Here is a 3,660-nt window from a genome sequence, read left to right as displayed (position 1 = left end):
CCCGAGCCCGATGTATCGCTGACCGTGCCGCCGCCCGGCAGATCGGCCGTCACCGTGGCGGTGTTCTGCACCTCGCCCGCGTCGATATCCGCCTGCGTGACGGAGTAGCGCGCGGTGAAGCTGGTGGCGTCCTGCGCCCCGGGCGCGAGGCTGATCGGCCCGCCGGTGACGCTCACCAGAGGGTCGGTCACCGTGATCCCGCCCAGGGTCACCGCGCCGGTGTTCACCACCCGGAAGGCATAGTCGATGCTGTCCCCGGCGCTCACCCCGGGCGTGCCGTCGTCGTCGTTCAGCACCGCCGTCTTGACCAGCGCAAGGCCCGGCGTGGCGGTCAGGGTGAACACGGTCGGATCGTCTTCGGTATTGCCGTCGGTGTCATCATCGTCATCGGTCACATCGATGAGTGTTGACCCTCCGGGTGCGATCGCCACGACGGTCGCCGTGTTGCGCAAACTGCCGCCATCCACATCTGCCTGCAACAGGGTGTAGTCGGCGGTGAAACTAATCGTCGCTCCCATCGCCAGCGTCGCAACGCTTGCAGGCGTGAAGGACGCCCCAGAAAGTGCAAGCGGTGTGCCGTCGAGGCGAGTCATCGTATCTGCCGATATGTAGACCGGGCCAAGGGGCACTGTGCCCGTGTTCGTGACCGCGATCGTCCATGTCACTGTGTCGCCCGCACTGGCACCAGTCAGCGCGTCAAGGTCGTTCAGGACTGCTGTCTTTCTTGCGGTCAGGTTGGCGGTGTCATCATCCGTGATCGTTCCAACCGCAGATTGCCCTCCGATTTTCAGATCGTAACTTTCGTTTTCCTCGTCCACCAGGTCGTCGATACCGACGATCGTCACACTGAATGAGGAAATCCCGATCGGGACCGTCAGGGTCGAACCGTTAAGCGTCACACCGTCGGAAAAGGTGGCTGTGCCGTAGTCCGCCGCAGTTGTCGTGATATCGCTGAGTGCAAAGGCAAAGTCTTGAGCGACCGCGGTGGCACCGGAAAGCGTAACCACGTGAACGAGATCGGTGCCTTCGGCCTCCGTCGCATCGGATATACCGGTGACGACAAAAAGGGAGTCATTGTCCTGGATCGTGCCGGTCGCCGTGATGCCTGCAACGGAAAGGCCATAGACCTCGTCAGTTTCCACCTCGCTGTCAGTAAGCGTTTCCTGGCCCCCACCTTCCAGCCGATAGCCTGACCTGCGATGCCGCGCCTGACGGATATTGGTGCGGGAGTTTCGCGATGGCAACTACGGGTGAGTTTCTCAGGGACTATGGCGTAGAGATACGGGGGAATGGTCAGCGGCGCTGGCCCGACGAGGTCAAGGCGCTGATCGTCGCTGAGACGTTGAAGCCGGGTGCGACGGTGAATGCGGTTGCTGCGCGTTATGGGCTTCGCGCGAACCAGCTTTCAGAATGGCGCAGTCGGGCACGCGATGGCCGGCTGGTTTTGCCTGCGGTTGAAGATGACAGCTTCTGTTTTGCGCCGGTCATGGTGTCGGATAACGGCGGGGTGCATGTGCCAGCTGTTGCGGGGCAGCCAGTCACGCCTGCAGCACCGCCCTCGGCACCAATCGAGATTGCGATGGGCCAAGTCACGATCCGATTGGACGCAGAGACGCGTTCTGACCGGATAGCCGAGATCGTGCGTGCAATCGGGGCACGGCCATGATGTTCCCTTCAAACCGCATGCGGGTTCTGGTCTCGACGCAGCCTGTGGACTTTCGCAAAGGTCACGATGGGTTGGCGGCAATCGTGTCATCGGTGCTGCGCAAGGATCCGTTCACGGGGACGGTGTTTGTCTTCCGCTCGCGCAGGGCGGATCGGCTGAAGCTGTTGTATTGGGATGGGTCTGGGCTGGTGATGGCGTATAAGCGATTGGAGGAGGCAACCTTCACTTGGCCTGCGATCAAGGACGGGATGATGGCGCTGAACCACGCCCAGTTCGAGGCCCTGTTTGCCGGGCTGGACTGGCGCCGTGTCAAGGCGCTGGAGACACGCCCACCCACTGCGACAGAATGAAACAACCATTCTCTTTTGCGTGTTTTTACTGGGGTTTTTATCATAATCTCGGGTCATGATTGAAACGCCTGTCATTGACCTTTCCACCATCCCTGCCGCGCAGCGTGCAGTGGTTGCGTCATTGATGGAAACGATCGCAGCGCTTCAGGATATTACCCAACGCCAACAGCATCTGATTGCCGAACTGAACCATGCCCTGCGTGGCAAACGGTCGGAAAAGCTGTCTGAGGATGAGCGGCAACTGGCCTTCGAGGACCTGTCCATCGCGCTGGCCGAGGTCGAGGCAGAGAAGGAACATCTGGCTGCCAAAACGGATGACAAGACGGCAGCCAAACCTGCGCCAAAGCGCACCATCGGCAACCTGCCCGCCGCACTGCCGCGCATCGAAGAGGTTATCGAACCCGATAGCCTGATCTGCCCTTGTGGCTGCGGCGTCATGCACAAGATCGGCGAAGATCGCAGTGAACGGCTCGACATCGTGCCGGCCCAGTTGCGTGTGATTGTCACCGTCCGGCCCAAATACGCCTGCCGGACCTGCACCGACGGTGTGACCCAAGCTCCAGCACCAGCGCACCTGATCATGGGTGGGTTGCCAACTGAGGCCAGCATCGCCCATGTGTTGGTCAGTAAATACGCTGACCACCTGCCATTATACCGCCAAAGCCAGATCCTGGCGCGCGCAGGCCTTGATCTGCACCGTGCCGTGCTGGCGGATTGGGTCGGCAAGGCAGCGTTCCACCTCAAGCCCGTCGTCGACCGGCTCGCCGAACATCTGAAACGATCCGGCAAGCTGTTCATGGACGAAACCACGGCCCCGGTGCTGGATCCGGGTCGCGGTAAAACCAAAACTGGCTATCTCTGGGCCCTGGCCCGCGATGACCGGCCATGGGGCGGTGAAGATCCGCCCGGTGTGGTCTACTTCTATGCACCCGGTCGGGCGGGCGAGAATGCCGAAACATTCCTGACAGGCTTTGACGGCATCCTGCAGATCGACGGATACCAGGGCTACAACCGACTGACCAAACTGACCCGCAAGGGCGGTGCCCCCATTCGGGTGGCCCATTGCTGGGCACACGCGCGCCGCAAGCTGAAGGAAGTCTTTGACCGCGATGGTTCAGAGATCGCCGCCGAAGGCCTGCGCCGCATCGCCGAAATCTATACCGTTGAAGCCGATATCCGTGGCGTCTCGCCCGGCCAGCGTCTGTCTGCCCGTCAAAGCCGCAGTGCTCCACTGGTCGTGGCATTCGGTGATTGGCTGCAAGCACAACGCCGCAAGATCTCCGCTAAATCCCGGCTGGGCGAAAAGCTGACCTACATCCACAATCACTGGGACGGTTTGCAAACCTTTCTGACCGACGGGCGCGTCGAGATCGACAACAACCGCGTCGAAAACCTGATCCGCCCCATCACTCTAAATCGCAAGAACGCCCTCTTTGCGGGTCACGACGAGGGCGGCATCGCCTGGGGCCGCATCGCCTCGCTGATCGAGACCTGCAAGATCAACGGCATCGAACCCTTCGCCTATCTCAAGGCCACCCTCACAGCGATCGCCAATGGCCACCCGCAAAGCCGCCTCGACGATCTGCTGCCGTGGAACTTCAAGCTGTCAAGCTAAACTGACCGTGCCGTCCAGCGACCGCTTAC

General features: G+C 61.3%; 4 protein-coding genes. 3 read left to right on the top strand and 1 reads right to left on the bottom strand.

The window, feature by feature from the left end; translation table 11 throughout:
• A partial coding sequence (locus tag ACP16H_RS26390) for a DUF7507 domain-containing protein (RefSeq protein ID WP_425075109.1) occupies window positions 1-1,142 on the bottom strand: 1,142 nt, incomplete at its 3' end.
• Window positions 1,143-1,237: 95 nt separating this feature from the next.
• Between ACP16H_RS26390 and tnpA the strand changes: the two genes are divergently transcribed.
• The 3 genes from tnpA to tnpC all read left to right on the top strand — a co-directional run bounded on the left by tnpA (window position 1,238) and on the right by tnpC (window position 3,631).
• Window positions 1,238-1,666: an IS66-like element accessory protein TnpA gene (gene tnpA, locus ACP16H_RS26385; protein ID WP_425074650.1), complete on the top strand. Its 429-nt coding sequence runs from the start codon at window positions 1,238-1,240 to the stop codon at window positions 1,664-1,666.
• On the top strand, window positions 1,663-2,016 hold the full coding sequence (tnpB, locus tag ACP16H_RS26380; protein WP_425074649.1) for an IS66 family insertion sequence element accessory protein TnpB: 354 nt from the start codon (window positions 1,663-1,665) through the stop codon (window positions 2,014-2,016). The genes tnpA and tnpB overlap by 4 nt, the downstream gene beginning before the upstream one ends.
• A gap of 124 nt (window positions 2,017-2,140) precedes the next feature.
• A complete protein-coding gene (tnpC, locus tag ACP16H_RS26375) occupies window positions 2,141-3,631 on the top strand; it encodes an IS66 family transposase (RefSeq protein ID WP_425074648.1) in 1,491 nt (496 codons plus the stop codon).
• Window positions 3,632-3,660: the final 29 nt, after the last annotated feature.

The organism is Sagittula sp. S175, assembly GCF_049800975.1.
Classification (GTDB): domain Bacteria; phylum Pseudomonadota; class Alphaproteobacteria; order Rhodobacterales; family Rhodobacteraceae; genus Sagittula.
Note: the sequence above shows the minus strand (reverse complement) of the source record. Positions and strands in the feature narration are given on the sequence as shown.